The organism is Vibrio fluvialis (genome assembly GCF_900460245.1).
GTDB lineage: Bacteria > Pseudomonadota > Gammaproteobacteria > Enterobacterales > Vibrionaceae > Vibrio > Vibrio fluvialis.
This window is the reverse complement of the sequence record NZ_UHIP01000002.1, coordinates 748,891-774,265: the sequence shown is the minus strand read 5'-3', so window position 1 is coordinate 774,265 and position 25,375 is coordinate 748,891. Positions and strand designations below refer to the sequence as shown.

Annotated in this window: 23 protein-coding genes and 1 pseudogene; 13 read left to right on the top strand and 11 right to left on the bottom strand. The window is 53.5% G+C overall.

Annotated elements, in window-relative coordinates:
- Positions 1-251: 251 nt before the first annotated feature.
- Positions 252-2,612 (bottom strand): Lon protease family protein, encoded by a 2,361-nt coding sequence (locus DYA43_RS18545; RefSeq protein ID WP_020328880.1) that lies wholly within the window; start codon positions 2,610-2,612, stop codon positions 252-254.
- A 235-nt stretch (positions 2,613-2,847) separates the two neighbouring features.
- Between DYA43_RS18545 and DYA43_RS18540 the strand changes: the two genes are divergently transcribed.
- Positions 2,848-3,342, top strand: a complete 495-nt coding sequence (locus DYA43_RS18540) for a hypothetical protein (protein ID WP_024375144.1) — start codon at positions 2,848-2,850, stop codon at positions 3,340-3,342.
- Positions 3,343-3,354: 12 nt separating this feature from the next.
- Entirely contained in the window at positions 3,355-4,974 is a 1,620-nt protein-coding gene (locus DYA43_RS18535; protein WP_061055351.1) for an ABC transporter ATP-binding protein, read from the top strand.
- 140 nt (positions 4,975-5,114) lie between these two features.
- Here DYA43_RS18535 and DYA43_RS18530 read toward each other — a convergent pair whose 3' ends face one another.
- A complete protein-coding gene (locus tag DYA43_RS18530; protein ID WP_004727550.1) occupies positions 5,115-6,014 on the bottom strand; it encodes a LysR family transcriptional regulator in 900 nt (299 codons plus the stop codon).
- Between the two features lie 167 nt (positions 6,015-6,181).
- Positions 6,182-6,259, bottom strand: a pseudogene (locus tag DYA43_RS23285) (deoxyribodipyrimidine photolyase); the annotation flags it as partial.
- Between the two features lies 1 nt (position 6,260).
- Between DYA43_RS23285 and DYA43_RS18520 the strand changes: the two are divergent.
- From DYA43_RS18520 to DYA43_RS18510, 3 genes are all read left to right on the top strand, one after another.
- Positions 6,261-7,913 (top strand): L-lactate permease, encoded by a 1,653-nt coding sequence (locus DYA43_RS18520; protein ID WP_370446016.1) that lies wholly within the window; start codon positions 6,261-6,263, stop codon positions 7,911-7,913.
- A 114-nt stretch (positions 7,914-8,027) separates the two neighbouring features.
- Entirely contained in the window at positions 8,028-9,164 is a 1,137-nt protein-coding gene (gene lldD / locus DYA43_RS18515; RefSeq protein ID WP_047459483.1) for an FMN-dependent L-lactate dehydrogenase LldD, read from the top strand.
- Between the two features lie 42 nt (positions 9,165-9,206).
- Positions 9,207-12,065, top strand: a complete 2,859-nt coding sequence (locus DYA43_RS18510) for an FAD-binding and (Fe-S)-binding domain-containing protein (protein WP_081094682.1) — start codon at positions 9,207-9,209, stop codon at positions 12,063-12,065.
- A gap of 86 nt (positions 12,066-12,151) precedes the next feature.
- On the opposite strand, the gene ppsR is transcribed toward DYA43_RS18510, so the two are convergent.
- Positions 12,152-12,985, bottom strand: a complete 834-nt coding sequence (gene ppsR, locus DYA43_RS18505; protein ID WP_061055350.1) for a posphoenolpyruvate synthetase regulatory kinase/phosphorylase PpsR — start codon at positions 12,983-12,985, stop codon at positions 12,152-12,154.
- Positions 12,986-13,140: 155 nt separating this feature from the next.
- On the opposite strand from ppsR, the gene ppsA reads away from it, so the two are divergent.
- Complete coding sequence (ppsA, locus tag DYA43_RS18500; protein WP_020328873.1) at positions 13,141-15,531, top strand: phosphoenolpyruvate synthase; 2,391 nt, start codon at positions 13,141-13,143, stop codon at positions 15,529-15,531.
- Between the two features lie 67 nt (positions 15,532-15,598).
- On the opposite strand, the gene DYA43_RS18495 is transcribed toward ppsA, so the two are convergent.
- Entirely contained in the window at positions 15,599-16,330 is a 732-nt protein-coding gene (locus tag DYA43_RS18495; RefSeq protein WP_024374848.1) for a helix-turn-helix domain-containing protein, read from the bottom strand.
- 21 nt (positions 16,331-16,351) lie between these two features.
- Positions 16,352-16,813, bottom strand: a complete 462-nt coding sequence (locus DYA43_RS18490; protein ID WP_020328871.1) for a carboxymuconolactone decarboxylase family protein — start codon at positions 16,811-16,813, stop codon at positions 16,352-16,354.
- Between the two features lie 174 nt (positions 16,814-16,987).
- On the opposite strand from DYA43_RS18490, the gene dsdA reads away from it, so the two are divergent.
- Positions 16,988-18,298 (top strand): D-serine ammonia-lyase, encoded by a 1,311-nt coding sequence (dsdA, locus tag DYA43_RS18485; protein ID WP_061055349.1) that lies wholly within the window; start codon positions 16,988-16,990, stop codon positions 18,296-18,298.
- On the opposite strand, the gene DYA43_RS18480 is transcribed toward dsdA, so the two are convergent.
- The 3 genes from DYA43_RS18480 to DYA43_RS18470 form a co-directional block, all read right to left on the bottom strand.
- Entirely contained in the window at positions 18,295-18,711 is a 417-nt protein-coding gene (locus tag DYA43_RS18480; RefSeq protein WP_061055348.1) for a PaaI family thioesterase, read from the bottom strand. The two genes, dsdA and DYA43_RS18480, sit on opposite strands and share 4 nt — an antisense overlap.
- A 116-nt stretch (positions 18,712-18,827) precedes the next feature.
- Positions 18,828-19,409: a hypothetical protein gene (locus DYA43_RS18475; RefSeq protein ID WP_047459493.1), complete on the bottom strand. Its 582-nt coding sequence runs from the start codon at positions 19,407-19,409 to the stop codon at positions 18,828-18,830.
- A gap of 12 nt (positions 19,410-19,421) precedes the next feature.
- Entirely contained in the window at positions 19,422-19,763 is a 342-nt protein-coding gene (locus DYA43_RS18470) for a DUF805 domain-containing protein (RefSeq protein WP_061055347.1), read from the bottom strand.
- A gap of 222 nt (positions 19,764-19,985) precedes the next feature.
- On the opposite strand from DYA43_RS18470, the gene DYA43_RS18465 reads away from it, so the two are divergent.
- Complete coding sequence (locus DYA43_RS18465) at positions 19,986-21,011, top strand: helix-turn-helix domain-containing protein (RefSeq protein WP_061055346.1); 1,026 nt, start codon at positions 19,986-19,988, stop codon at positions 21,009-21,011.
- Between the two features lie 117 nt (positions 21,012-21,128).
- On the top strand, positions 21,129-21,686 hold the full coding sequence (locus DYA43_RS18460; RefSeq protein WP_061056052.1) for a hypothetical protein: 558 nt from the start codon (positions 21,129-21,131) through the stop codon (positions 21,684-21,686).
- Between the two features lie 50 nt (positions 21,687-21,736).
- Here the strand turns inward: DYA43_RS18460 and DYA43_RS18455 are convergent, their stop codons facing one another.
- Both DYA43_RS18455 and DYA43_RS18450 read right to left on the bottom strand, forming a co-directional pair.
- On the bottom strand, positions 21,737-22,123 hold the full coding sequence (locus DYA43_RS18455) for a hypothetical protein (RefSeq protein ID WP_020328864.1): 387 nt from the start codon (positions 22,121-22,123) through the stop codon (positions 21,737-21,739).
- A gap of 104 nt (positions 22,124-22,227) precedes the next feature.
- Positions 22,228-23,130, bottom strand: a complete 903-nt coding sequence (locus DYA43_RS18450; protein WP_047459500.1) for a LysR family transcriptional regulator — start codon at positions 23,128-23,130, stop codon at positions 22,228-22,230.
- 164 nt (positions 23,131-23,294) lie between these two features.
- On the opposite strand from DYA43_RS18450, the gene DYA43_RS18445 reads away from it, so the two are divergent.
- The 4 genes from DYA43_RS18445 to DYA43_RS18430 all read left to right on the top strand — a co-directional run bounded on the left by DYA43_RS18445 (position 23,295) and on the right by DYA43_RS18430 (position 25,103).
- Entirely contained in the window at positions 23,295-23,915 is a 621-nt protein-coding gene (locus DYA43_RS18445; RefSeq protein ID WP_061055345.1) for a glutathione S-transferase family protein, read from the top strand.
- Positions 23,912-24,304 carry a nuclear transport factor 2 family protein gene (locus tag DYA43_RS18440; RefSeq protein WP_225869392.1) on the top strand — a complete coding sequence of 131 codons (393 nt, stop codon included), beginning with the start codon at positions 23,912-23,914 and terminating at the stop codon, positions 24,302-24,304. The genes DYA43_RS18445 and DYA43_RS18440 overlap by 4 nt, the downstream gene beginning before the upstream one ends.
- An 18-nt stretch (positions 24,305-24,322) precedes the next feature.
- Positions 24,323-24,517 (top strand): tautomerase family protein, encoded by a 195-nt coding sequence (locus tag DYA43_RS18435; protein WP_020328859.1) that lies wholly within the window; start codon positions 24,323-24,325, stop codon positions 24,515-24,517.
- Positions 24,518-24,728: 211 nt separating this feature from the next.
- The gene (locus DYA43_RS18430; protein ID WP_047459508.1) at positions 24,729-25,103 is read left to right on the top strand and encodes a hypothetical protein; all 375 of its coding nucleotides are present in this window, start codon (positions 24,729-24,731) and stop codon (positions 25,101-25,103) included.
- Positions 25,104-25,375 lie beyond the last annotated feature (272 nt).

Genomic DNA, 25,375 nt, shown 5'->3' with positions numbered 1-25,375 from the left:
TACACCTCAAGAAAGAAAAGATTGCGTCCATGCAGCGGGCGTTAGCCCAGAGAGTTAATTCGGCGCCGAGATTAGACAAAGATCACATTTCTGTCCAGCGTTAAATCCACATAAATCATAATGTTAACAGCGGAAACGTTTGGTTTTTCTCACACAGGAGAAATGTGAATCAATCATGACAATTTATGAAGAAATATATAAAAATGGCCACCCAAAGGTGGCCATTGAAAGTCAGCGCATAAACAGGCTGCTTACTTGCGCAAGGCGTTAAGTTTGGCCTGTGCCAAACCGAAGATGGTATCCACCGGATAACTGCCGTCATCCGTTGCAACGCCAGCGGGTTTTCCGGTGAAAATTTCAATCGCTTCAATCACATGGTCTATCGCCCAAATGTGAAACTCACCTTTTTCCACCGCTTTGACGATATCGGCGCGCAACATCAGATTATGCGTATTCGAACGAGGAATGATCACCCCTTGAGTATTGTGGCGCCCTTTGATGCCACACACGTCGAAGAAGCCTTCAATTTTCTCATTCACCCCGCCAATCGGCTGCGATTCACCGAACTGGTTCATTGAACCGGTAATCGCAATGTCCTGACGGTTCGGCTGTTTGGAGAACGCCGACACAATGGCACAGAACTCTGCCATGCTGGCACTGTCACCATCCACACCACCGTAAGACTGTTCAAACGTGATGGTCGTGGTCAGGGGCACCCGCGCCGTGCGGCCAAAGACCGAACTCAGATAAGCCGACAGAATCATCACCCCTTTCGAGTGAATGCTGCCGCCCAGATCCACGCTGCGCTCGATATCGATGATGTCGCCATCACCGTATGACGTCGTCGCGGTAATCCGGTTTGGCGCGCCGAATGCGTGATCGCTGGTCGCCAGCACCGACAGCGCGTTCACCTGACCAATCGCCATGCCTTCGGTTTGCATCAGCGTAGTGCCGTTCACAAAGCTCTCCATCACCCCTTCTTGCAGGCGATTGACGCGCATTTCCTGATTCTTCAGCGCCTCATCGACGTGGTTCTGACGAATCATATTCGAGTTCGCCTGACGAGCCACGTAGTTGGACTCACGCAGCAGATTGGCAATGTGCGCCGAGTGCAGCGACAGCTTGTTCTGATCGCCGGTGATACGCGAACTGTGTTCAATGATGCGGGCAATCGCTTTACGATCACAATGCAGCATGTTGTTGTCGTGCACGATGCTGGAGATAAAACGGGCGTAATGCAGCTCAGAATCGGCGGTACGCTTCATTTCATCTTCAAAATCAGCGGTGACACGGAACAGCTCACTGAACTCAGGATCGTAGTGCGTCAGCAACTCATAGGTGCGGTAATCACCAAACAGAATGATTTTCACATCCAGAGGGATCGGTTCCGGATCAAGCGATACAGTACCCGTCAGCGTCACTTCTTTTTCCAGAGAAGTAAAACTCATCTGACGTGAACGTAGCGCGCGCTTGAGGCCATCCCACACATAAGGCTGCTCCAGCACTTTCACCGCGTCCATCAGCAACACACCGCCGTTGGCCTTGTGCAGGCTGCCAGCACGAATCAGTGAGAAATCAGTAAACACGGTCCCTTTGTAGGTCGCGGTTTCGATGTAACCGAACAGCGAGTGATAGTTCGGGTTCTCTTCCACTACGATAGGAAAATCTTCTTTGTTGCGGCTGACCAGCACGTTCACTTTGTAACGACGCGGCAGTTTTTTATCCAGCGCGGCACTGGCCAGTTCACCCTGTTCACCGGTTTCATCCAAAAAGATATCCACGTTTTCGACGATATCTTTTTGCAACTCGGTCAGATAGGTTTTGACTTCGGAGTACTTGGAGTAATCGTGTTTCAGCTGCTTGATAAAGTGACCAATCACATCCAGTGTGACGTCGTCATTCAGCTTTTTGATTTTTTCGCTGTACGACTCTTCCCACTCAGTCAGCTGGCGCACCATATTGCGCAGCGCCACTTCCAGCTCATCGATTGTCTGGCTGAACTGTTCCTGCTCTTTTTTACTTAGCGCGTCAAAGGTCTCTTCGGTATGCAGCTCTTCGCCGTTCATGGCAACGAACTGATAATCCCCCTGAGAGGTAATAGTCAGGCTGATATTGCGTTCTTTGGCTTTGCGGGTGATCTCTTCCAGCTCATCCTGCTGCTTTTGAGCCAGCTGGTTTTTCAGCTTTTCGGCACGGGAGAAGTAGAGCTCATTGTCAAAGGCAAGCGGAATAGCGTTCATCAGCTTCACCATCAGTTTTTCGATATCCTGACGGAAAGCCTGACCCACACCGCACGGCAGTTTAAGCACACGCGGAGTACGAATGTCATCAAAATTCGCCACGTAGCACCAATCGAACAACTCGGCGATTTCATGTTTGTGGCGGCTGAGGTAACGCAGAATCATGGTGCGTTTGCCAAGGCCATTGCGCCCGATGGCGTAAATGTTGTAGCCCTTTTCCTTGATGGACATGGCAAATTCGACCGCTTTTTGTGCGCGTTCCTGGCCAACGATTTCATCAATGGGAGCCAATTCTTTGGTAGATTTACACGGCAGTTTTTCTAGCTCTGCAACATGGTAGAGCTGCGCTGCGTTCAATTGTTGAATCGCCATACTCCCCTCCTTTGGTATTTATACTTCTTGTTTTGTAGCCTAAGTGTAGATGTAAAGCATTGACTTTTTAGTGACTTAGACTGGATTCGCGCTCAAGCGAACAAATAATAATCAATTTGCACCCTCAAGCGGGTAATCACTGCGGCGAACAATATCCAACTTAAAAATGACAATCATTTGCAATTGATATTTATTTGCATTTAAATATTCTCCATCGATGCACAGGAGGCGGACTATGAATCTGCAACAATGTTGGACCACGTATCTTCAGGCGGAAAAATTGCTCGAACAGGGCCACTGGCCGCAGGCACACTATTTGTTTGAGGATGTGCTGCATCATCTGCCGCACCACATTCAGCATGCTACGCACGACGAGAACACCAAGCCCTGTCAGATGAGCTGCCTGATCGCCGGATTGCGCGACGCGGCGGTTTATCAGTCAGAAATCCTCAACAACATGGGTCAGTACCAGCGTGCGTTTGAGGTACTTAATCAGTCCTATGCGCTGCTGCAGTTCATGTCGATTGAAGAATCGGATTTGGTCGCCGCCGTCTCTCCTGTGCTGGAAAAAAACAGTAATGATTTGCTGCGTCACATCGGCGCGTTCTGTCTCGCGCAGCGCAATGCCTCTTGGCAACTGGAATATGAACAGGTGGAAAAAGCACACCACTATTTCACCCAACTGAAGTCTTATCGCGAGCTGCAAAGCGGCGCACCCGTGATCAATTGATAAGGATGTACAATGTCACACTCTCCTCTGTTGCAGGTCCGAAACCTGTCGGTCAGTTTTCAAACCAATGACGGCGTGGTTAATGCGGTCAACAATGTCAATTTCGAACTGAATGTCGGTGAAACGCTGGCCATCGTCGGAGAGTCCGGCAGTGGCAAATCCGTTTCAACCAACGCGCTGATGCAACTGTTGCCTAACAATGCCCGGATTGATGCCCAGTCGAGCATCGTGTTTGAAGGCGAAGAGCTGCTGGAAAAAAGCGAAGTGCAGATGCGCCGGGTGCGCGGCGATCGCATCGGGATGATTTTTCAGGAACCAATGACCTCGCTCAATCCTTACCTGCGCGTGGGCATTCAGGTAGCAGAAGCGATGATGTGTCACCGCAACGTGTCGATGGCTCAGGCCAAACAGCGCGTGTTGGAGTTGTTTGAACTGGTGCACTTGCCAAATCCGCAGCAGGCATACAGCAAGTATCCGCACGAATTTTCCGGCGGCCAATTACAACGCATCATGATTGCGATGGCGCTGATCAACGAGCCCGACATTCTGATAGCCGACGAGCCAACCACCGCACTGGACGTGACGGTGCAGGCGGAAGTGCTCAAGCTCATCAAAGAGATTCAGAGCAAAATGGGCATGGCGATTTTGTTCATCACCCACGATTTGAGCGTGGTGCGTTATGTCGCGGACCGCGTACTGGTGATGTGCAAAGGCGATGTGGTCGAAGAAGGTGACACTCAAGAGCTGTTTACTAACGCCAAGCACGACTACACCCGTATGCTGATTAACGCCATTCCTAAAGGCAGCAAAGATCCGGTTGATGCGAATGCACCCGCGCTGCTCAAAGCAAGCGACATTCGGGTCAAATTCCTGATCAAACCGCATTTTATTGCCAGCCGGAATCAGTATTTCGAAGCAGTGAAAGGCATTTCACTGGAACTCAAACAGGGTGAAACGCTCGGCATTGTCGGCGAGTCCGGCAGCGGCAAATCGACACTGGGCCGCGCACTGATCGGCCTGCTGCCATCAACAGGCGAAATTGAGTTTAAAGGCATGGACTATCGCAAGCTGAGCGAAGTGCAGCGCCTGACGCTGAAAAAAGACATTCAGATGGTGTTTCAGGATCCCTACGGTTCCCTGTCGCCGCGCATGACGGTCGGCGAAATCATCACCGAAGGATTGCTGGTGCATCAACCGCACATCAGCAAAGCTGAACGTCTGCAACGGGCACGCAAAGCACTGGAAGAGGTGCGTCTGGATGCCAGCGCGATCAACCGCTATCCGCACGAGTTTTCTGGGGGTCAGCGTCAACGCATTGCGATCGCGCGCACGCTGATCCTGGAACCATCATTCATTCTGCTCGACGAACCGACCTCGGCCCTCGACCGTTCGGTGCAGCTGACCGTGATTGACTTGCTCAAAGACATTCAACAGCGCCGAAATATCGGTTTTCTGTTCATCAGCCACGACCTCAGCGTGGTGAAAGCGCTGTCGGATCGCGTGATGGTGATGCAAAAAGGCGAAGTGATGGAACAAGGCAGCGCCGAGGATATTTTCCATCGTCCGCAGCACGACTACACCAAGAAACTGATTGCCGCTTCGTTTGATATCGAAGACGAGGTCGCCGCGTAATCAAACTGTCATTGAGCGTCGCCATACTGGCGCCGTCAATATGATTGATATCGGTTTGGCCGCCGATCGATAATGCCGCACGGATGCGGCATTTTTCTTTTCTGGTGCGAACCGATAACAACGAACCGACAGTAAAAAGCTCAGAAATAGTGGGAAATGGCCAAGTAACGGGCGCGAATGTGTTCAATCAGCAAACGGACTTTGTTCGGCGGTTGGCGGGTAAACGGATACACCGCGTAGATGCCGAGTTTCTTGCCGACCTGCTCCGGGAAAATGTCCACCAGCTCACCATTACGAAAATCGTGATACACCAAGCAACGCGGTACGTAAGCAATGCCATGACCACCGAGCGCCGCCTTACGCAGCGCCGTAGCATTATCCGTCGTGAAGGTTCCTGACACGCGCACAATGTAGTTGCCTTTGGCGCTTTTGAACTCCCAATCGGTCGCCCCTGTCGTCTGGTAAGCGTATTGCAGGCAGTTATGATTGACCAAATCTTCCGGCTTAATCGGTTTGCCGTTACGCGCAATGTAGGATGGCGACGCGCATACCACCCATTGTGAATCCAGAATATGGCGCGCGATGAGGCTGGAATCTTCGAGATAACCCGTGCGGATCACCAAATCAAAGCCACCTTCCACCAGATCAACGAAGCGGTTATCGAGCGACATTTCCACCGTCAGCCCCGGATGCAGGTTACAAAATTCCGCCACCGCGTCAGCCAGAATCAAATCACCCGAGATACTGGGCACCGACATGCGTATGTGACCGCTGACATTTTCGCCAAACCCCGCCACCGCATCCATCGCCTCCTGAGTGGCTTGCTTCACATTTTTCGCACTCGCCAGCAACGCCTTGCCCGCTTCGGTCAGGGTCAATTTACGCGTTGTTCGATATAATAGCTGAACGCCCAATTCCTCTTCCAGTCGCGCCATTCTTTTACTAACTACCGAATTCGTAAGGTTATTTTGTTCAGCTACCTTACTAAAACTGCCCAGCTCTACCACCTGAGAAAACAGAATTAAGTCGTCTGCACGCATTCGATTATGCCAATTTTGGAACTAATTATTTTCATTATTTCCCTATATCACCAAAAAATAAAGGGGTACATTCACGCCGAATTAACAAACCCATCACAACTATAAAAATTTGTAACACCGAGCTCTAACGTCTTAACCCGTATCCTACAGCACGCGTTAAGCCATCATTTACGGATGGAGAGCTCAAGGACGAGGAAGTATTCCATGAGCGACACTTTATTAGCATTGGTTGCGTTTTCACCGATTGTGGTGGCAGCCATTCTTCTGGTTGGCCTGAACTGGCCAGCAAAAAAAGCCATGCCGGTCGCCTTTGCGCTGACCGTGGCGATTGCTTTGACATTTTGGGACATGACGGCCAACCGCGTGTTGGCGTCGGTTCTGCAAGGATTGGGGATCACCGTCACCGTGCTGTGGATCGTGTTTGGGGCGATTTTCCTGCTCAACACACTGAAATACACTGGCGCGATTACCGTGATTCGCAATGGGTTTACCAACATTTCACCTGACCGCCGCATTCAAGCCATCATCATCGCTTGGTGTTTTGGTTCATTCATCGAAGGCGCTTCCGGTTTCGGCACGCCCGCAGCCATTGCAGCGCCTCTGCTGGTTGCCATCGGTTTTCCTGCACTGGCAGCGGTGCTGATGGGCATGATGATTCAGTCCACGCCGGTTTCATTTGGCGCGGTAGGTACACCGATTCTGGTCGGTGTGAACAAAGGCCTGGATACACACAACATCACCGAAGCTCTGGTGGCGCACGGCTCAAACTGGGACGCATACCTGCAGCAGATCACCGCCAGCGTGGCGTTAATCCACGCCAGCGTCGGCACTTTGATGCCCGTGCTGATGGCGATGATGCTGACCCGTTTCTTTGGCAAAAACCGCAGTTGGACCGAAGGTCTGAGCATCCTGCCATTCGCGCTGTTTGCCGGCCTCGCGTTCACGGTTCCTTACGCGCTGACTGGCGTGCTACTGGGTCCTGAATTCCCATCACTGGTGGGTGGTCTGTTCGGTCTGACGATTGTCGTCACCGCAGCGAAAAAAGGCTTTCTGGTGCCAAAACAGAGCTGGGATTTCCGCCCGGAAAACGAATGGCCAGCGGAATGGCTCGGCTCACTGAAAATGGAACTGGATGACATCAAAGGTAAACCGATGGGCCTCGCGCTGGCGTGGCTACCGTACGTGCTGCTGGCGGTCATTCTGGTGCTGAGCCGCGTGAGTGCGGATTTCAAAGGCCTGCTGCTGAGCGTAAATCTGGCGTTCAACAACATTCTCGGCGAAGTGGGCGTGAGTGCCTCGATTGCACCACTCTACCTACCAGGCGGCATTCTGGTGTTCGTGGCTCTGCTGGCCGTCTTACTGCAAGCGCGCAGCCTCAAACCGATGGGTCAGGCGCTGGGCGAATCGACCAAAACTCTGATTGGCGCAGGTTTCGTGCTGGTATTCACGATTCCCATGGTGCGTATCTTCATCAACTCAGGCGTAAACATGTCGGATCTGGCGAGTATGCCGGTCACCACTGCGAACTTTGCGGCGGGTCTGGTGGGCAGCGCCTTCCCGGCTCTGAGCGCAACGGTAGGAGCACTGGGCGCCTTCATTGCCGGTTCGAACACGGTTTCTAACATGATGTTCAGCCAGTTCCAGTTTGAAGTGGCACAAACGCTGAGCGTGTCGAGCGTTATCGTCATCGCGCTACAAGCGGTGGGCGCGGCAGCCGGCAACATGATTGCCATTCACAACGTGGTGGCGGCGTCGGCTACGGTCGGCTTGTTGGGGCGTGAAGGTGCGACACTGCGCAAAACCATCATTCCAACTTTCTACTACCTTGTAGTAACAGGATTAATTGGTCTGGCCGTGATCTACGGTTTCCACATGACCGACGCGTTAATGAACTCTTAAGTCAACGATACCCCGCCAACCTGACGCTGCGCACCAAGCCTCCCCCAGCAGCGTCCGGGTTGTCCGGGATAAACAGGCATCTGACCTGTATGAGCTAACATTAGGAATGTATCTATGATTATTTCGGCATCTACCGACTACCGTGCTGCGGCGAAAGCCAAACTGCCTCCGTTTCTGTTTCACTACATCGATGGCGGCTCCTACAGTGAACATACCCTGCGCCGCAATACCGACGATCTGTCCGACATCGCGCTGCGCCAACGTGTGCTCAACGACATGTCACAGCTTGATCTGTCGACCGAACTGTTTGGTGAATCGCTGTCGATGCCGATTGCCCTCGCGCCGGTTGGCCTGACTGGCATGTACGCCCGCCGCGGCGAAGTGCAGGCGGCCACCGCCGCCAGTAACAAAGGCATTCCGTTTACGCTCTCCACCGTCTCAGTATGTCCGATTGAAGAAGTGGCGCCCGCGATTGACCGCCCGATGTGGTTTCAGCTCTACGTACTCAAAGATCGCGGCTTTATGAAAAACGTGCTGGAACGCGCCAAAGCCGCCGGCGTGACCACGCTGGTGTTTACAGTGGATATGCCAGTGCCGGGCGCACGCTATCGCGACATGCATTCCGGCATGAGTGGTCCGAACGCGGCCGCTCGCCGCGTAATGCAAGCTATGACGCACCCAAGCTGGGCGTGGGATGTGGGTCTGCTGGGCAAACCGCACGATCTGGGCAACATCTCAACCTATCGCGGCACACCCACCAAACTGGAAGATTACATCGGCTGGCTGGGCGCGAACTTCGACCCGTCGATTTCGTGGAAAGATCTGGAATGGATTCGTGATTTCTGGGACGGCCCGATGGTGATCAAAGGCATTCTGGATACCGAAGATGCCAAAGATGCGGTACGTTTTGGTGCTGATGGCATCGTGGTTTCGAACCACGGCGGCCGTCAGCTCGACGGCGTCCTTTCGACCGCGCGTGCGCTGCCAGACATCGCGGATGCGGTGAAAGGCGACCTGAAGATTCTGGTCGACTCCGGCATCCGCACGGGCCTCGATGTGGTGCGCATGCTGGCACTGGGCGCCGACTGTACGCTCCTCGGCCGCGCCTTTGTTTACGCACTGGCCGCCCAAGGACAGGCCGGGGTGGAAAACCTGCTCGACTTGTTTGAAAAAGAGATGCGAGTCGCCATGACGCTGACCGGCGCCAAAACCATTCAAGACCTGTCGCGTGAGTCGCTGGTCAAAGGATAAACACCAAGAAGGCTTCGAAATTCCATTTTGAAGCCTTCTTTCATGACACTGGAAGCTATGATGAATCAGTCACCTACTGCCGAACATTATCGTCAATTAGAACAGAAACTGAGCAGCAAAATCGACCCGGAACGTATCGTGACTCAGGAGGCCAAGCGCCTCGCTTACGGCACCGACGCCAGTTTTTATCGTCTGGTTCCCAAAATCGTGCTGCGCCTGAAATCACTCGACGAAGTGATTTTTGCCATTGAATGCTGCGGCGAACTCGGTATTCACTTCACCTTTCGCGCAGCAGGCACCAGCCTGTCGGGTCAGGCGGTGTCCGATTCTGTGCTGATCACATTGACCGACGATTGGCGTGGTCACCAGATCCTCGAGAATGGCGACAAAATCCTCCTTCAACCGGGCGTGATTGGCGCCGATGCCAACAAATACCTTGCGCCGTTCCAGCGCAAAATCGGCCCGGACCCGGCGTCGATCAATACCTGTAAAATCGGCGGCATCGCGGCCAATAACGCCAGCGGCATGTGCTGCGGGACGGCGCAGAACTCCTATCGCACCGTCGACAGCATGAAAATCGTCTTCGCCGACGGGTTTGTGTTGGATACCAAAGACGCCGCCAGCGTTGAACACTTCAAGCAGCACAAAGCACATCTGGTTGCGGGCCTTGAAGCGCTGTGCGCTGAAACGCTCGCCAATCAGGAATTAACCGAACGCATTCGTCACAAATACCGCCTGAAAAACACCACCGGCTACGCACTCAATGCGCTGGTAGATTTCAGCGATCCGATTGAGGTGCTTGAGCACCTGATGATCGGCTCAGAAGGCACACTCGGCTTTATCGCCGAAATCACCTACAACACGGTCATTGAACACGCGCACAAAGCGTCGGCGCTGTTGGTGTTTGCCGATATCGAACAAGCCAGCCAAGCCGTGACGACGCTGTCTAAATCGCCGGTCGCGGCGGTTGAAATGATGGATGGCCGCGCGATGCGCTCGGTGGCCGATAAAAAAGGCATGCCTGCGTTTATCGCCGGATTGGATCTCGAAGCCGCCGCGCTGCTGATTGAATCCCACGCCAGCGATCAAGCTACGCTGGATACGCAGTGCGACGCGATCATGAGCGCGCTGAGCGATTTTCACATTCTCGAATCCGTGCCCTTTACCACCGACAGCCGTATGGTGGCGACGCTGTGGGGCATTCGCAAAGGCATGTTCCCGGCCGTGGGTGCCGTGCGCGAAGTCGGCACCACCGTTATCATTGAAGACGTGGCGTTTCCGGTTGAAGATCTCGCCGCTGGCGTGCGCGATCTTCAGGCACTGTTCGACAAATACGCCTACAACGAAGCGATCATTTTCGGCCATGCGCTGGAAGGTAACCTGCATTTTGTGTTCACGCAGGGCTTTGACAGCCAGCAAGAGATCGACCGCTACGGCGCCTTTATGGACGATGTTGCCGAGCTGGTGGCGGTGAAGTATCAGGGCTCGCTGAAAGCGGAGCACGGTACCGGACGCAACATGGCGCCGTATGTAGAGCTGGAGTGGGGCAAAGACGGCTACGCATTGATGCAGAAAATCAAAGCGCTGTTTGACCCGCGCGGCCTGCTCAACCCGGGCGTCATCATCAACACCGATCCCCATTCGCACATCAGCAATCTCAAACCGATGCCGGCAGCCGATGATTTGGTCAACCGCTGCATCGAGTGTGGCTTCTGTGAGCCGGTGTGTCCGTCGCGTACCTTAACGCTCTCTCCGCGTCAGCGCATTGTGCTGTTCCGTGAATTGCAGCGCCGTATTGCCGCGGGTGAAAACATGCAGGCGAGCGAACTTGAGCAAGTGTTCGAGTATCAGGGGCTAGATACCTGCGCCGCGACCGGATTGTGTGCCGAGCGCTGCCCCGTGGGCATCAACACTGGCGATCTGGTGAAAAAACTGCGCACCGCCAAGTATCAGAAATTCACCCCCATTGCGCGCTGGACGGCCGATCACTTCTCCGCTACCACCGCCATTGCGCGCAGCGGACTGAAAGCGAACCAACTGACGACCAAGGCGCTGGGTGAGAAAACCGTCGGCAATCTGACCAACGGCTTACGTAATCTGACTAAAGGCAAAACACCGCTGTGGATGCCAGAAATGCCACAGGCCAACACCTATAAGCTGGCACAGGCCGCCGAAAATCTGCCGCGCCGTGAGAAAAAAGTGGTCTATCTGCCGTCGTGTGCAAGCCGCAATATGGGCCAGCAAAGCGACGCGCAGGATCAGCGCCCACTGACAGAGGTGACTTTATCGCTGCTCAATAAAGCGGGTTTTGAAGTGATTCTGCCGAGCGAACTCAGCAGCCAGTGCTGCGGCATGCCCTACGACAGCAAAGGCATGACCGAACTGGCGCAAAGCAAAGCCCAGCAACTGGAAGAGGCGCTGTGGGAAGCGAGCCATCACGGCGACTATCCGGTGCTGATGGACACCAGCCCGTGCGCCAAACGCAGCATTGAGCAGTTCACCAAGCCGCTGGAAATTCTCGAACCGACGGGGTTTGTCAGCAAGTATCTGCTGGATCATCTGGCAATCACACCGAAACAGGAAACCGTGATGCTGCACATCACCTGCAGTTCGCGTCGCATGGGGCTGGAAAGCGAGATGCTCAAACTGGTGCAGGCGTGCGTGACCGATGTCGTGGTGCCAGAGCACATTCAGTGCTGCGGTTGGGCGGGCGACAAAGGGTTTACTACTCCAGAGCTGAACGCGGCGGCGGTGCATCCATTGAAAGAGCAAGTGCCGTCAGCCTGCTCGCGCGGTTTTAGTAACAGCCGTACGTGTGAAATTGGCTTGTCGCATCACAGCGGCATTCCGTACCAGTCGATTCTGTATTTAGTCGATGAAGTGGCGCGCCCGGTTAATTAAAGTGGTTGCTGACTATCGCTTACAGAGCGCGAAAAAACAGGGAGCCGAGGCTCCCTGTTGATGGCTTGAACAATAGGGCGTTAACGTCAGAATAAGCGCCGTTTCAGGCCCGCTTTTTCAAGAATACGGGTGGAGATCTCTTCCACCGACAACGATGAAGTGTTGATGTACGGAATCGCTTCGCGGCGAAACAGCGCTTCGACCGTGGCGAGCTCCGTCTGACACTGCTCGGTGCTGGCATAGTCACTGCCCGATAAGCGGTTTTCGCGGATTTCGGTCAGACGCTCAGGGTCAATGGTGAGACCAAACAACTTGTGACGGTGAATTTCAAATTCCGGCAGCAGTTTGAGCGCACGAATGTCGTCGGCAATAAACGGATAGTTCACCACGCGCAGACCAAACTGCATCGCCATGTACAAACTGGTTGGGGTTTTGCCACTGCGCGACACGCCGAGCAGAATCACATCGGCTTGATCGAGGCCTTTGGTGGAGATGCCGTCATCGTGCGCCAAGGTGTATTCAATCGCGGCGATGCGGTCAAAGTAGGTGTTGGAATCTTTGCCGACACTGCGCGAACGTTGCAGTTTCGGCGTCGGTTCCATCTGAATGTCATCTTTGACGCGCTGAACAATGCTTTCCAGCACGTCATAACAGTGCGCGGGGGCATTCAGCAGACGCGTGCGGAACTCAGGAATGACGATGGAGAAGAACACCAACGGGCGAATGCCGTTGCGCTGAAATGAGTGCTCGATCTGTTTGATGAGCTCGCTCAGTTTGTCGTCGGTTTCGACAAACGGAAAGGTCTTTTCGTTCGGCACAAAAGAAAACTGGCCGAGAACGACGTGACCCAATGTTTCACATGTAATCGCGGTTCCATCCGAAACGTAGAATACATCACGGCTTTGACAATCTATTTCCATTTTCGTTTAAACATTCAAATAAATTTTATTACGATGGTTTACATAATACCGATAATAAAACCCGGCATGCCATTACGGCCCCCACAGCTTTGAAAAATTCCTCGGAATTTTTTTCAGTTGCCACGTAATCGATTGCCCTCCCCTACAAAGCTGCAATGTTTCTGGAGAAAGACATGCAAAAGAACACCCTCTGGTTCAATAGCCTATCCATGGAAGATGTCGATAAAGTCGGCGGTAAAAACGCATCACTTGGCGAAATGGTATCTAACCTCGCCAACGCCGGTGTGTCCGTACCCAACGGTTTTGCGACAACCTCTTACGCGTTCAACCAATTCCTTGATTTTGAAGGACTGGACGATCGCATTCACAACCTGCTCGACGAACTGGACGTTGACGATGTAGAAGCCCTGCGCAAGACAGGTGCCACCATCCGTCAATGGGTATTAGACGCCCCATTCCCTGCAGATTTAGAGCAGGACATTCGAGACAACTACGAAACGTTGATTGAAGGCAACCCCGAGCTTTCAGTGGCGGTTCGCTCTTCTGCCACTGCAGAAGACCTGCCAGACGCTTCGTTTGCAGGCCAACAAGAAACCTTCCTTAACGTGAAAGGCATCGATGCGGTGCTGGAAGCAACCAAGCACGTGTACGCGTCGCTGTTTAACGACCGCGCGATCTCTTACCGCGTGCACCAAGGCTTTGACCACCGCGGCATCTCGCTGTCGGCGGGTATCCAGCGCATGGTGCGTTCAGACAAAGCGGCATCGGGCGTGATGTTCACCCTCGATACCGAATCTGGTTTCGACCAAGTCGTCTTCATTACCTCGGCTTGGGGTCTGGGCGAAATGGTGGTACAAGGCGCGGTGAACCCGGATGAGTTCTACGTGCACAAACCGTTGCTTGAAGCAGGCCAAGCGCCGATCGTGAAGAAAACCTTCGGTTCGAAGCTGGTGAAAATGATTTACGCCAACAGCCAGGTGATCGGCAAACAGGTTGAAATCATCGACACCACAGACGCAGAACGTAATCAGTTCTCTCTGAGCGATGACGAGATCAAAGAGCTGGCAAAACAAGCGATGATCATCGAGAAGCACTACCAGCGTCCGATGGACATCGAGTGGGCGAAAGACGGCATCGACGGCAAGCTGTACATCGTACAAGCGCGTCCAGAAACCGTGTGTTCACAAAGCGAACAGAACGTCATTGAGCGTTACGAGCTGAACAACAAAGCCGACATCCTGATTGAAGGCCGCGCGATCGGTCAGCGCATAGGCAGCGGTACCGTTCGTCTGGTCGATTCACTGGATCAAATGTCACTGGTCAAAGAAGGCGATGTGCTGGTCACCGACATGACCGACCCAGACTGGGAACCGGTGATGAAGAAAGCCGCAGCGATCGTCACCAACCGTGGCGGCCGTACCTGTCACGCTGCGATCATCGCGCGTGAACTGGGCATTCCGGCGATCGTCGGTTGTGGGAACGCCACCAGCACATTGACAGACGGCGCAACCGTGACCGTTTCGTGTGCGGAAGGGGAAACCGGCTACGTGTACCAAGGACTGCTGGACTTTGAAGTGCGCCGCTCATCGGTTGATGAACTGCCACTGCTGCCAACCAAAGTGATGATGAACGTGGGTAACCCGGATCGTGCCTTCGATTTTGCACAAATCCCGAACGAAGGTGTGGGTTTGGCGCGTCTGGAATTCATCATCAACAAAATGATCGGCATTCACCCGAAAGCGCTGCTGAACTTCGACGCGCAAACCGACGAGCTGAAAGCCGAAATAACCAACCGCATTCGTGGTTACAAAGATCCGATCGATTTCTACGTCAGCAAACTGACTGAAGGTATCGCGACCATCGCCGCGGCATTCTGGCCAAAACGCGTGATCGTGCGTATGTCAGACTTCAAATCGAATGAGTACAGCAACCTGGTGGGTGGTAAGCACTACGAACCGCACGAAGAGAACCCAATGCTGGGCTTCCGCGGCGCGTCTCGCTACATCTCACCGGTGTTTGAAGACTGTTTCGAACTGGAAACGCTGGCGGTGAAACGCGTGCGCAACGAGATGGGACTGAAAAACGTCGAAATCATGATTCCATTCGTGCGTACACCAAGCGAAGCGGCATCGGTGATTGACCTGCTGGCGAAGTTTGACCTGCGCCGTGGCGAGCAAGGCCTGAAAGTGATCATGATGTGCGAACTGCCATCCAATGCGGTACTGGCGGATGAGTTCCTCAAGTACTTCGATGGGTTCTCTATCGGCTCAAACGACATGACTCAGTTGACCCTTGGCCTTGACCGTGACTCCGGTGACGTGGCGCACCTGTTTGACGAGCGCAACCCTGCGGTGAAAGTGATGCTGAAGATGGCGATTGATGCGGCAACCAAAGCAGGCAAATACGTCGGCATTTGTGGTCAGGGTCCATCCGATCACGAAGATCTGGCGGAATGGCTGATGGAACAAGGCATCAGTTCGGTCTCGCTCAACCCAGACACCGTGATTGATACGTGGATCAAACTGGGTGAAGTGGCTGCGAAATAATTCGCTCACTGCTCCATCGAAAAAGCGCCGTCTTGCGGCGCTTTTTTTATGCCTGCTGGCCAGCCAATCAGGGCCTGCGCTGGCGGATAAATTGTTTGGGCGTGATGCGGGCAATCTGTTTGCACTCGCGCGTCATATGGGCCTGATCGGCAAAGCCCTGTTCGAGCGCTAAATCGGCGAGCGACACATGAGGCTGCGCGCGCAGTTGCTCCAAGGTCTGTTTCACCCGCACGATGCGTTGATACTGTTTCGGCGTGATCCCCAGCCATTTCTGAAACTGGCGTTCGCGCTGACGCTGACTGAGCGTCTCGGGCTGGCGATGAATGATATGCCCCACATCCTGCGGCTCATACTGCGCGATCAACGCGTGGCACCAACGATATAACGTAGTAATTCTGGCGGCCGGAGAACGCGCGCTTTGCAGCGCTAAAAAGACGGTCTGTGCGGATTCGGCAAGTGGGTGGTCGCCAGCAATACGCAGCGGCGTCTCCAACCGTTCACCAAACAGCTGATAGCCTACCGCTGGATGAAAGCGTACCCCCGCCACCACGGCTCCCGGTGGCAAGCCAACCTGATGGGCCAAGGTGCTGACCGGCAGCAACACCACACCCGGCGCCTGCCATTCGTTGTCCATTTGCACCTGCTGTTGCAAAATGAAGGTCACGCCCGTGCCTGCATCGCTGAGGAGTTGCCTGCGCACGGTTTGCTCGGTTTCAGGCGCAACAGAAACCGACCAGATTGCCTGAATCTGGCCGGCTAATAATCCCTGCGGTTTGAAAATCTCAAAATCTAAATCCAAACGGATGTTCCCACATTGCGATTAGTTGGGTTGATACAGTCCCACCTGCGGCTTAAACACTTTCACTATCCGGTTCCAGCTGTTGATGGCATTCACCGCCACCGTCAGGTTCACCATAGCTTTATCGCCAAAGGTATTCAAGGTGAGCTGATAGGCGTCATCCTCCACCGGTTGACCCGCCGTCAGCAGTTCTGCCCACGCCAACGCCACGCGTTCGGCCTCGCTGTAAAGTGGCATGTCTTTCCAGGCACTCAGTCCCCAGATTCGCTCGGGCTGCTCACCCATTTTGAGCGCGTCTTTGCTGTGCATGTCGATACAGAAAGCGCACTGATTAATTTGCGACACACGCAACTTTACCAGTTCCCAGATGGTCATATTCATGGTGTCCGACTGACGAAACTGGTCATGGAAGTACGCTTCTTGCGTGTACAAAATTTCCATGGCTTGCGGTGCGATGTGGATGTAGTTGATGCGTTTTGACATGGTCTTTCTCCTCTGTTTTTCACAGCATAAGGAAAGAGAAGCATCAGAGATTGAAGATTTTCGACATCCACCCGGCCAAGGTGAAGAATCGGTTCAGACTTTTATTGACCCGCCCTAGGCAAACCGACACAAATCGTTATGATGACAAGCTAAAACCCGATGAGAAGGTGCCCTATGACCGATGCCCTTATTGAACGATTTCCATTGCTCAAACAGCTCATTGCGCTACAAGAAACGCAATGGTTCAACCCCAACATCACCACACTGGCGGAAGGCCTGCCCCATGTTGGCCTGAGTGAGCAAGACGTGCAGGATGCGGCTGCAAGGCTGCGCCGCTTCGCGCCGTATATTGAACAGGTGTTTCCTGAAACCGCCGTCAACCAGGGCATCATCGAATCGCCGCTGGTCACCATCGATCACATGCGCCGTGCGCTGCAATCTCACTACCAAACCGACATGCCGGGCAAGCTGCTGCTCAAACTCGACAGCCACCTGCCGATTTCGGGCTCGATCAAAGCGCGAGGCGGGATTTACGAAGTATTGGCTCACGCCGAACAACTTGCGCTGCAAGCGGGTTTACTTCACCTTGAAGACGATTACCGCACGCTGGCAAGTGATGAACTGCGCCACTTTTTCTCGCAGCATCAAATTGCCGTCGGTTCCACCGGAAATCTCGGCCTATCGATTGGCATCATGAGCGCCAAACTCGGCTTTCGCGTCACGGTACACATGTCGGCCGATGCCCGTGAATGGAAAAAAGCCAAACTGCGCTCACATGGCGTCACCGTGGTGGAATACGACAGTGACTACGGCGTCGCCGTTGAACAAGGGCGCGCACAAGCGCAAAACGATCCGAGCTGCTTTTTCATCGACGATGAAAACTCCCGTACGCTATTTCTGGGCTACGCGGTGGCCGGCGAGCGCCTCAAAGCGCAGTTGGCACAGCGTGAAATTCGCGTCGACGCCGAGCATCCGCTGTTTGTTTACCTGCCGTGCGGCGTCGGCGGTGGCCCGGGCGGTGTCGCCTTTGGCCTCAAACTCGCGTTTGGCGATCACGTGCACTGCCTGTTTGCCGAACCCACTCACTCGCCGTGCATGCTGCTTGGCGTGCATACCGGTTTGCACGATGCTATCTGCGTGCAGGATTTGGGCATCGATAACCTCACAGCAGCCGATGGCCTCGCGGTCGGGCGCGCATCGGGTTTTGTCGGCCGCGCCATGGAGCGCCTGCTCGATGGCTACTACACCGTCAGCGACGAAACGTTATTTACGCTGCTGAAAATGCTCAGCGATTACGAACAGATTCAGCCCGAACCGTCAGCCTTGGCGGGCATGAAAGGGCCGGTGGTCGCACAGCGCGATCACGGCTATCTCGCTCAGCATGGTTTCAGTGACGCCCAACTCAGCCGCGCCACGCACTTGGTGTGGGCAACCGGGGGCGGCATGGTGCCGAAAGACGAAATGGACAAATACCTGCGCAGCTAGCTCGTTCTCACTTTCTCTTGGAGAAATTTGCCGCTGGCGCTGACCCGCAGCTCACCGTCAACGTGCAGCTGTGCGGTCAGCAGGTAAATTCCTCGGCGCACCGTATCGCAGTGCGCCGAAATCACCACCTGTTCCCCTACAACAATCGGGCGATGAAAGCGCACGTCCAACTGCGCCGTTAACGCTTCGATGCCTTGATATAACAAACAGTGCGTCATCGCGGCATCCAGCAGCGAACTGGCAATCCCACCATGCAGCTTTCCCCGATACCCCTGATGACGAGAACAGACGGTAAAGTGACCACTCACTTGCCCGCGTTCGTCGCAAGCCAAAGCCACGCCCAATGAATAAGGATTGTGCTCGGCTGGCGAGCACACCGCGCACATTGCGTGCGATTCTAACGCCTTGGTCATCATCCACCTCACTATCAAAAATGAAGTTAGCATATGCCAACAACAAATCGAATTCTGAGGTGGAATCAATGTTTGCAGCGAACCTGTGCACCTAGCGATTATTCATGCACCTGACGCTAATATTGACGTGTGTAGAGCTGCTTGAGTTGCGCCTCGGTCGCGGTTTGACAGCGCGCGGCTGACCATTCGCCATTGAGCCACGAAGTCCACTTGCGGCGCGGGTTCAAAATAAAATGCACTTGGCTGCCGATGCCGCTTTCGATCGCCACATCACCGGGTTCATGGTCGAACCCTTGCGTCACGTGTAAGTGCTCACTCGTGACCTGATCGCCGTTTTTCAGCGCTTGCGACACTTCGCGGCTGTAAATGCGCAGCGTCACCGGGCCAGTTTCTTTGACCACAATACCGCCTTGCTCAAAGTTACCCGCCACGATGTGCAGCGGCGCCACAATGCACAGTTCGCCATCCTCATTGCGACTCAGGTACGCGCCTTTGCCAGCTATCCCATGCAGATAAACCAGATGCCCCTCCGCCACAGTCGGCACGATGACCATGCCTTGCACATCGCTGGGGAGCCATGTTGCCGTCTTGTCTTGTCCATGTTCGCTCACCCGCGGTTTTTCCGTTGCCTGCGCCGCGCTTGATAGACCAAATGCCCATACGAGTGCCAACCAAGCTGCTATTTTAATTCGTCTCATCTTCTATTCTCCCTATTGCTCGATATCAAAGCGATTGCGGTGCGACTCGCTGCGCTGCGCCATCAGCACCAACAGCACGACCACGCCAATCACCGGAATAAAGAACACCAAACTCCACCAGCCAGAACGTCCGGTGTCGTGCAAACGGCGCACCGTCACCGCCACCAGCGGCAGAAAGCTGAGTATGCTGTACGCCACTTCCACCCACGGCGGCGAACCGGCGTTGATCTCCAGAGCCACCAATACAAGGCTGACCAGCAGATTGACCAAAAAGAACATCCAGTACGCCTGACGCGTCGCTCGCCCGGAAAAACTCAGCCCAAGTTGCCACGCCTGCCAATACCAATTCATCATCGCGCTCCTTTTTCTCGCCTATGACCTCTGTCGTTAAAAATGATGTCCGGCAGTTGCGCCGAACAGGGTCACTTTGGCGCAATCCCTTGGCGGGCGAGTCCTCGATCCGGTTCGAGGACTTCCTACATCCGGTTTGAGGACCGCAACATCTTCACGTGACGCGGAGAAATCGGTAGGCTTAGCACGTTGGATTATGAAACGTTGCCCATGTAAGGAAAGCCGATGATCGCCATTCCCCTGCCCTTTGTTGTCTCATTGCTGCTGTTGATGTTGGCGATCGTGTTGTGGGTCAAATCCGATGCGGCGACCAAACCCGCCAGCCTGTTTACCGCGCTCTGCGCCTTAACCACGGCCATTGTCGGCCTGCGCTGGACACTGGATATTGCACTGTTTCGCATGTTGCAGCCGGTGTGTGCCGCGCTGGTGCCGATGGCGGCCTGGCACTGTTTTCGCCGCGCCCACCAATCCGGAAGGCTCGCGCGCCTGCATTGGCTCGGGCCACTGGTGATTGCCGCCGGGTCGCTGAGCTATCCGTATTGGCATGCGCCACTGGATTTGATGCTGACGGCGCTGTATATCGGTTACGGTATCGCGCTGCTGCTGGCGTCGCGCAATGAAGCGCCGCGAGTCCGCTTGTCCGATATGGAATGGGTGCGCTACGCCGAGCGCATCGCCGGTTGCATGCTGCTGTTTTCCGCCTGTATTGATGGCGCGCTAACACTTGATTTCGCGCTGTATGAGGGCCGGCACGCGATGTATGTGCTGGCGGTCGGCTACACCCTGTTGTTGCCAACCTTAGCGTTAGCGGTGGTGATGGTGGCGCAAAGTACTTTGCACGTGGCCGAAGAAGAACCGCAAGCGAGCGCGCCGGACTCTGTCGTTGAGCAAAGCGATAACAGTGCCATGAGCGATGAACACGCACAGGCGATTCTGACGCGACTCGATGCACTGATGAACGAAAAGCAGGCATTTCTTGACCCGGATTTAACCCTGGATCGTCTGGCACGCAAACTGACGATTCCCGCCAGGCAGATTTCAATGGCGGTCAATCAGATTCACGGCCGCAACATCTCAAAAATACTCAATGAGTATCGCATCGAGTACGCCAAGCAGCGTTTGCTACGCAGCGATGAGAGCATTACGCAGGTCTATCTGAATTCCGGTTTTCAAACCAAATCCAACTTCAATCGTGAATTCAGCCGCGTGACCGGACTGACGCCCAGCGGCTTTCGCAAGAGTGTGAACTGACATGAGCTCATCCCTTGTCGAGTCGCCAACCTGAGCTAATACTTGTAGCAAGTGATTAGGAAAGTCGATGAGATGTGTGATTTCTCTTGTGCAGAGAAAGTAACGGAGGGCGCATTCATGTTTAGCACCGATAAGTTTATTGAGAATTGCATTCAGGCCGTCGCAGAGGGGGAACAATCGGTTCATGCGGTGGTGTCAGAAGCCATGTCTGAGACCAGAATGATGGCCTCAGTACTTGGCCAGCAAGAGCACGCTGGTATCCATCTGCTCTACCGCTCACCTGCGCTCACAATCATCAATTTCAAGTGGGCGCCTTACATGAATTTAATGCCACACAATCATCAGATGTTTTCGGTGGTCGGTATCTATTCGGGCAGAGAAGACAATATTTTCTGGCAAAGGACGCCAAACGGCATTGAAGCTCGAGGGGCAAAATCACTCGGAGCAGGAGACGTGTGCGTACTCGATACCACTACGATCCATTCCGTGCTCAATCCGATCGGGAAAATGACGGGCGCTATTCATGTCTATGGCGGTGACTTTTTCGCGCCTCACGAACCCAGAAGCGAATGGGATCATGAAACCCTGGTCGAACATCCATGGGATGTCGAGCGGGTGAAATCCGTGTTCCGGGACGCCGAAGAGAGATTCAACGCCAGCAAAAAGCCCATCTGACGTCGATTGAGGCAGGAACGCCTCAATCATTGAATGGCTGATATCTCCAGTTAGTAACGAAGACTCACGGTCAGGCCGACATAGGTACCGTGCTCCTCGGGAGCAATGACAGGGGCGAGCAAGTAGCGGTCGGTCACATATGCCCCGATAGCGGACCCAAGTGCGTGCGACGCCGCATCCAGAAATGCCTCTTTGCCCGTATTTGTCCCTCGCTCATATTCATAGTATTGCGACACAGCCCCTAAAGCCGTGCTGATATAAAAACCGACCCAGCCCCTATCCTCTTTAGACCACCAAGCGTCCGACGCCCATACAAATGCCCCGGCCATCGCCGCGCCGCCAACGGCATGGCTGAATTCGCTATTCACGCTGTTGTTACCGGCTTTCACTGGTGATGCCAATAACGCCAATACGACCAACAATAAGGTGCGTTTCATCGCTTTCTCCTCATTCTCATTTCAGGCTCACGGCATAACACACCCGCCCGACCTTTTATGAGTGTAGAAGACATTATGAGTAAGGTGGCGCACAGACAGGCGGCTTATGCGCTGCCTTCGCGTACTTCGCGGCTCTTATTCGCAAACCACGCCTGTAAAAACTCGATACATAACGCTAACTTAGCGGGCACATGATGCCTGGCTGGGTAAAGCGCGTAGAGCGTCAGTTGAGGCTTGTTGGAATCCGCGAGTATTTCCACCACCTCGCCGCTATCAATGGCGCTTTGTGCGACAAAGTCCGGAATAAACCCGATTCCAAGACCTCGTTTGATGGCTTCCATCATGAACATCGTGCTGTTGACTTTCAGTCGGCCACTGATGGCGACGCCATCCTCTATCGGCCAGACATGTTTGCCTTGAAAATAGCTGTAAACGAAGCAGTTGTGCTCCTTCAGATCTTTGGGCATCAGAATGTTGGGATGACTGGCTAAATAGCCCGGTGAAGCACACACCTTGTAACTGAAATGAGTGAGCGCTTTGCCAACATAGTTGACATCAATCGGCTGGCTTGACGCGCGAAACCCCAAGTCAAAGCCATGCTCGACCAGATCCATCTGTTCGTCGCCCAGATGAATATCCAGCTCAAGGTCGGGATGAGCCAACATAAAATCGGCAAACAAACCGGATAAATCAGTGATTCCCAGAGCCATCGGCGCATTGATCTTCAGCTTACCACGCAGGTTTTGTTGTAAATCCTGCGCAAAACTGTCAGCTTCGGCGAGCTTTGCCAGAATGTCATTCGCGCGCTGCAAATAGCCCTCTCCGACGGGCGTCAGTTGAACATTACGGGTGGAGCGATGCAGTAAGCGCGCGCCAATATCCGCTTCTAAACGTGAAATCTCTTTGCTGATCATCGATTTTGAGGTGCCAGTCTGCTCAGCGACCTTAGTGAAACTGCCCAGATTGGCTAAGCGCACAAAGAGCTCAATAGCGCGTAGTTTATCCATCCTCAACTCTCCCGATAAAGCCATCATTGTTCTCGATTTGAGCACAGTATATGCACATTATAGCTATATATGAAACCAATAGTGCGGACTAGGATAAGCCCATCACCGAGCGTTGCTTGCCAAGCCGAATCGGTGAAGAAATTTGTCTAGTTAAGGAGAACACCATGTACACACTCTATTATTCCCCTGGTACTTGCGCCATTGCGACACAAGTCATTTTGCTTGAGCTCGGACAGGACGTAAAAATTGTCGACAGAGCACACGTCGCTGATTTTGCCGCAATAACGCCAATTCAAGCGGTTCCGGTTCTGGTGGATGGAGAACATACGCTGACGGAAGGGGCGGCTATCATTCTGTATTTGTTAACCAAGCACGAAAACACCCTGCTTCCCAGCCACAGTTTTGCGCGCCAGAACGCGATTCAGAACATACTGTTTGCGAACGCTACGATGCACCCCGCCTACAGCCGACTGTTCTTTATCGCCGCGAATATCGATGATGAAGCCGTCAAGCAATCCGCGTTGAATCAGGCAGCCGATGCAATCAGCACTCTATGGCGCTATGTCGAAAGCCTGTTGCAGACCCAACCATACCTCGGCGGCAATGCCCCGAGCGCGGCCGATATTTTGCTCGCGGTCTACGCCACCTGGGGTGCGTATTTTCCGGTGGATATCAATATCGGGCCTCGTTCTCGTCATATGATTGAAACCGTGCAGACTATGCCGAACTTTCAGCGCACGATCGAAGCACAACGTATTGAATCCGAGAAAAACAAGGATAAATGATGCCCACGACGTTTAACGGCAATGATGATCGCCAGCAGATCATCGCCATCATCAACCACTATTTTGACGGGCTACACCGAGGTGATGCCGCACTGCTTGGGCGCATTTTTCACCCGGACGTGTGCCTGAAAGCCCCCGGCGTTCGACGCAGCATGACTGAGTGGCTAAACGATGTGTCGGAGCGAAAAAGCCCTGAGCAGTTGAGCCTCGCATTTAACTTTAAGATTGAGTCGCTCGATATCGTCAAAGATCAAGCGATGGCGAAAATTCATTGTCCGTTGTTTAGCTTTGATTACATCGACTTTTTGGGGCTTCTGAAGGAAGACGGACAGTGGCGCATCGTCAGCAAAATGTACACCGACGTGTCAGTTGAGGTTGAGAAACCTTAAGATCAGGAGAAAGAAAACATGCCTTATATCAACGTAAAAGTCACCGATGATGGTGTGACCAAAGAACAAAAACAGGCGATCATCAAAGGTTGTACGCAACTGATGGTCGATATCCTGAATAAGAACCCGGAGAAGACTTTTGTGGTCATCGACGAGGTCAACACAGACAACTGGGGCGTCGGTTTTGATCAGGTAACGGAACTGCGCCGCTGACTGTCATAGCGCAGTTAACCAAGCATCCACTCTCAACCAAGGGTGGATGCTTTGTCTCAATCAAGCATCGGTAAACACACTCAACAGCGGCTTTGGCACCCCGCCAGAACCAAATCCACCGAGGGCAATCCACTTCTCTGCCTATTGAGATAGTATTTTGCTGGAAAACGCGCATAATCGTCCGGTACAACTCTCAGAGAAGACATGACCTATGACTGATTTTCAATATTACTTCCATCAACTGCCTTGTTTTAACTGCAAAAAAACCACAGTAAGCACCGATCTTGGTTGGTTAACCGCAGCGATGAAAGATGATGTTCTGGCACAAGTGACCGCGATTATCGAACAAGGCAACATTGAGCCGGATATTTCGGTGAACGTGACTTGTACTAAAGACGAAGCGCGTGAGTATCTATTGCTGAACTTCTACGGCTATTCAGAAGAAGAGCTTGAGAATCAAGTTGAAGCAGAAGATGAACAAGAAGTCGCCGATGAGATAGCCGAGCTAGCGGCAGAAGGTAACGAAGCCATCGTGTTTGAACACGAAATCGCCCTGCAAAGTTGCACCAATTGCGATGTTGAATAAGAGCCCAAACCCGCTCAATCAGTAACATGAAAGGCATCTGCCACCTGAGGCGGGATGCCATCAATGATAAAGGCGTTAGTCAATCTGCTAACGCCTTTTTTGTTTCTGCGCTTTTCAAGCGGTGGTTATCGCTTGTTCTACTTAGAACTGGCTGCTGTTTATCTTAGCCGCTGTAGGACATCAGCCAGTCGGCACGATGATCGTGGTTGATCTCGAAGGCGATAGGTTCAGTGAAAAAATTGGCCCAACGTCGTCAGTAAATATGGCTCATC